3 protein-coding genes and 1 pseudogene are annotated in these 3,288 nt (G+C 65.5%); 3 read left to right on the top strand and 1 reads right to left on the bottom strand.

The features are described 5' to 3' along the window. Positions 1-79 precede the first annotated feature (79 nt). Positions 80-562: a (2Fe-2S)-binding protein gene (locus ACXJL8_RS37310; protein WP_456623006.1), complete on the bottom strand. Its 483-nt coding sequence runs from the start codon at positions 560-562 to the stop codon at positions 80-82. A 268-nt stretch (positions 563-830) separates the two neighbouring features. Here ACXJL8_RS37310 and ACXJL8_RS37305 point away from each other — a divergent pair, with 268 nt between their 5' ends. From ACXJL8_RS37305 to ACXJL8_RS37295, 3 genes and pseudogenes are all read left to right on the top strand, one after another. After that, complete coding sequence (locus ACXJL8_RS37305) at positions 831-2,288, top strand: 6-hydroxynicotinate reductase (RefSeq protein WP_456623005.1); 1,458 nt, start codon at positions 831-833, stop codon at positions 2,286-2,288. After that, positions 2,285-3,184 (top strand): UPF0280 family protein, encoded by a 900-nt coding sequence (locus ACXJL8_RS37300; protein ID WP_456686641.1) that lies wholly within the window; start codon positions 2,285-2,287, stop codon positions 3,182-3,184. The genes ACXJL8_RS37305 and ACXJL8_RS37300 overlap by 4 nt, the downstream gene beginning before the upstream one ends. A gap of 27 nt (positions 3,185-3,211) precedes the next feature. Further along, a pseudogene (locus ACXJL8_RS37295) lies at positions 3,212-3,288 on the top strand (amino acid synthesis family protein); the annotation flags it as partial.

Below are 3,288 nucleotides of genomic sequence, written 5' to 3'. Positions count from 1 at the left end.
GATGTGATCTCGTCCACGGTGCGGACGACGACGAGCGAACCCGATGGCCGCTCAGCTCCGTTCGGATGCGGGGAGGCCATCAATCACCGGCCTCGGCGAGCTGGTTCGATGCGCGCATCACGGCGCGCAGGATTTCGACATGGGTGCCGCAACGGCAGAGATTGTAACGCAGCGCCGCCAGCGCCTCCTGCTCGGTGGGCTGCGGGTTGATCGCGAGCAGCGCCTTGGTGGTCATGATCATGCCGTTGAGGCAGTAGCCGCATTGCGCGGCCTGCTCGTCGATGAAGGCCTGCTGCACCACGTCCGGCTTCTCGCGCGTGCCGAGTCCTTCGAGCGTCACGATGTCGCGTCCGGTGCAGCCGCTGATCGGGATGACACAAGAACGTGCCGCGGCGCCGTCGATCAGGACAGTACAGGTGCCGCATTCGCCGAGACCGCAACCGTATTTCGGACCGTTGAGCGCGAGGTCGTTGCGCAGCACATAGAGCAGCGGCGTCTCTCGCGCCGCCGCGACGTCGTGGATCCTGCCGTTCACGGTGAGGCGGATCGGTGTCTGCGTCATCCTCGTTCCCAGATCGACTCGTTAAGCGCCGCGGACCAACGGTTCGCAAAAATTCTACGTCGTGACGATACCGTTTGTACACAAACGTGCAAGCCGGCATGCCGCAGTGCAGCGCGATTGCCCGGTTTGTGGACAGAGCGGGGAGGCAAATGAGGTTTTATTCGGCAGCCGCATCTTTTCGCGCGCGCCGCCGCTTGACAGCCCTCGGGAGCGCGCGCAACATCGTTCGTATACGAATGATAAGCCCCTGTGATCCGCTGGCCTGCACATGGTGACTGAAACGACGAGCGCTGCCACCGACAAGATCCGCTGCGATGCCTGTCCGGTGATGTGCTACATCAAGCCGGGCGCGGCGGGCGCCTGCGACCGCTATGCCAACCACGACGGCAAGCTCGTCCGCGTCGATCCGCACATCATCCTCGAACGCACGGTGTCGCAGGGCGGCAAGCTGGTGCCGTTCAGCCGCACGGAAGACTGGGACGGCAAGCTCGTCCACGAGCCCTCGACCTTCGTGACCGCGATCGGTGCGGGCACCACCTATCCCGATTACAAGCCGGCACCGTTCATCGTGTCGTCCGAGGTCGACGGCGTCGACATGGTGACGGTCGTCACCGAGGGCATCTTCTCCTATTGCGGCATCAAGGTGAAGATCGACACCGACCGCTATCTCGGGCCGGAGACCGCGACCGTGCGTGCGCAGGGCGAGGCGGTCGGCCACGTCACGACCAGCGAATACGGTTCGCAGATGCTGTCGCTCGGCGGCGTGCATCATCTCACCGGCGGCTCCAAGAAGGAGGGCCGCGTCACCTGCGACACGCTGATGGATCTCGCCAACTGCAAGGCGGTCGAGCTCACCATCGACGGCGGCGCGAGCGTGGTGGTGCAGGCCGGCCAGCCGCCGATCGTGAACGGCACGAAAGAAGAGCGCATGCGCGTCGGCTGCGGCTCGGCGACGATCGGCATGTTCGCCAAGCAATGGCACGGCAAGGTCGACGAGGTCGTCGTGGTCGACGACCACATCACCGGCGTGCTCAGCGAGCATCAGGCCGGCAAGCTGCTCGACATCGCCGACACCGGCATCAAGATGAAGGGCCGGCGCTCGACGCCCGGCCGCTATTTCCAGGTCGCCGATCCCGGCACGGGGTGGGGCGGCACCAACATCTCCGATCCGCTGGCGATTCTCGGGCCGTTCGATGCGAAGGAGGCCAAGGCGGGCCTCTCCATGCTGATGGTCTCAACGACCGGCGAGCATTCGTCCTATTACGTGCTCGACGAGGCCTTGAAGCCAGTCGAGACCGAGATGCCGGCCGACCTTAAGTTTTCGGTGGAGCGCATCCAGGAGAATTGCGAGCCGGCGCTGTGCACGGTGTTGTTCATGGCGGGCGCCGGCGGCTCGCTGCGTGCGGGTGTCACCGACAATCCGGTGCGGCTGACGCGCTCGGTGAAGGATGCGCTGACGCGCGTCACCAGCGGTGGCGCGCCGGTCTATGTCTGGCCGGGCGGCGGCATCACCTACATGGTCGACGTGACGCAGATGCCGGCCGGCGCGTTCGGTTACGTGCCGACGCCRGCGCTGGTCGCGCCGATCGAGTTCACCATGAAACTGTCCGATTACGCCGCGCTCGGCGGACACATGGACCATGTGAAGCCGCTCTCCGAGGTGCGGGGCGGTGACGATGTCCGTCAGCTGCCCTGGCAGGGCCCGATCCCGGGGCGTCGCGCATGAAGCGGCTCCCGCAAATCGCATTGCTGTCTGATGGCCGGCGGCTGCATTTGCAGGATGGTCCGATTGATCTGATCGTGGAGGCGAGGGGGCGCGAGCACGAGGTGCGCGCGGCCTATGAGGCGGCTGCCCGGCGCTTCACCGGCCTGCTTGACGAGCTCTGCGCGGAACTGACGGAATTGCGGATGGCCGCCGAGGTAGCGCGCACTCCGCTCAGGGGCGTCGTGGCGCGCCGCATGCACGCTGCCGTCGCGCCCTATGCCGCCGGTGGCTTCATCACGCCGATGGCAGCGGTGGCGGGAAGTGTGGCGGAGGAAATTCTGGCGGCAATGCTGAATGCGGCGTCACTCGATCGGGCCTATGTCAACAATGGCGGCGATATCGCGCTGCATCTCGGCGCGGGTGAACATTTTTCGGTCGGCCTGATGGACAGGCCCGACCGCGACGGCGTGATGCGGACCATGAGGGTCGAGGCCGATGATCCCGTGCGCGGCATCGCGACCAGCGGACGCCACGGCCGCAGTTTTTCGCTCGGCATTGCCGATGCCGTGACGGTGCTCGCGGCAACGGCAGCGCAAGCCGATGCGGCGGCGACGATGATCGCCAACGCGGTCGATCTGCCCGGGCATCCGGCCATCCTCCGCCGGCCCGCCAACGAGTTCCAGCCCGACAGCGATCTCGGCGCGYGTCTCGTCACCCGCGATGTCGGTGAATTGTCGCGGGTCGAGATTCGCAAGGCGCTGGAATCTGGCGCGGAATGTGCACGGCAATTGTTCGGTCGCGGGTTGATCGAGGGTGCCGTGTTGCAGCTTTGTGGTGATATGCTTGTCATCGGAACAAAAGATATTGAGCGGCAACGATCGCGCCCGTCTGTGCTGGAGAACGCGGTTCATGCCTGAACAGGGACGAGCCCAAGGGAAACAATCATGAGCGCGATCATCCGCAAGATCGTCACCGTCGTCGAAGAGACGCAGATGGAGATGGGCCGCCAGGTGTCGACGAC

It is taken from the genome of Bradyrhizobium sp. P5_C11_2 (genome assembly GCF_054049755.1).
This window is presented reverse-complemented; position numbering and strand designations above follow the sequence as displayed.